Here is a 1,373-nt window from a genome sequence, read left to right as displayed (position 1 = left end):
AAAGAATGATTTCGCCCTGAAAATGCCGACCATGGAAAGGATTCATATGCTGCACCTTTAGCTAAAACAGTCTTCAGCTTACCATTCGTGGTTATTTGCAACAGTGCCATTATTAGTAACTTGCTACAGACTGACCGTCTGAATTAACCAGACAGTATAGCCGACGAAAAATAGTACTAAAGTAGTGCCAGAAGTACGACCGAATACACGCTTGGTTTTAAATGCAAATAGACACATCACAAACAGTAGTAAGGTTAAGAGACTCATCGCTAATATATCACGCGACAGAATAATGCTACTCGGAGTAATAGGCGCAATGAGTGCTGCTATACCTACGACTCCTAAAGTATTAAAAACGTTAGAGCCTATAATATTACCCAAAGCCATATCATGCTCACCTTTACGTGCGGCCGACAAGCTCGCAACTAATTCAGGCAGTGACGTACCGATAGCGACGATAGTGAGACCAATGATAAGCTCACTCAAGCCCCATAAAGTAGCAAGTTCAGTAGCGCCCCAAACGATAGCGCGCGAGCTTAGTATTAATACGAACAAACCAAGAAATAACCTACCTAAACCTTGTGCCATACTGTGTTCAGCCTTTGCAGTTTCTTCTACAGTATCGTCTTCATGTTCGTGGTTGCCTTCACGCATGCTCAAGATGATTTGTATGCCTAAGACAACGACTAGAAGCACTATCAATACTATACCGTCGGTATTACCTAAGACACCATCGCTTAATTGCCAAGCAGCTACTGCCGTCACCAACAGTAGTAAAGGCATATCACGATTGATAATACTTTTTCGGATAATAATTGGACTTATTAATACCGTTGCGCCTAATACTAAGGCGATATTAACAATGTTAGAACCATAAGCATTACCCAATGCCAGCCCAGGGCTACCTTCTAAAGCAGCTAACATGGACACTATCATCTCTGGTGATGAAGTGCCTACACCTAGAATGATGACACCAATCAAAAAGCTGGGTACATTCAGCTTATTAGCTAAAGCGACGGCACCATCAATAAAAACATCAGCACTCCAAACCAAGATTGCTAGACCTACTACTACTACTGCTAGCATTGCTAACCACATCAGTGCGTTTCCTTATAAAAATTAGAGTAATCGTTAAGAAAAATGGGCATAAAAAATTGAGCAATAGAAGGCTCAGTTTTATAGTAGCATAAGCAACCAGCGCAATTATGAGGAAAGGTATTATTGTTTTTTATACTTTGAAGTCCTTAATGTCTCATTCAGTCTGGCACTGTTGCAAATAACCACGAATGGTAAGCTGAAGACTGTTTTAGCTAAAGGTGCAGCATATGAATCCTTTCCATGGTCGGCATTTTCAGGGCGAAATCATTCTTTGG

General features: G+C 41.0%; 1 protein-coding gene. It reads right to left on the bottom strand.

The genetic code is table 11. The annotated features are described in order from the left end of the window. Positions 1-123 precede the first annotated feature (123 nt). The gene (locus L6C30_RS14555; protein WP_019838459.1) at positions 124-1,098 is read right to left on the bottom strand and encodes a calcium/sodium antiporter; all 975 of its coding nucleotides are present in this window, start codon (positions 1,096-1,098) and stop codon (positions 124-126) included. Positions 1,099-1,373 lie beyond the last annotated feature (275 nt).

Origin of the sequence: Acinetobacter sp. KAM396 (genome assembly GCF_021602765.1) — a bacterium.
GTDB lineage: Bacteria > Pseudomonadota > Gammaproteobacteria > Pseudomonadales > Moraxellaceae > Acinetobacter > Acinetobacter towneri_A.
Note: the sequence above shows the minus strand (reverse complement) of the source record. Positions and strands in the feature narration are given on the sequence as shown.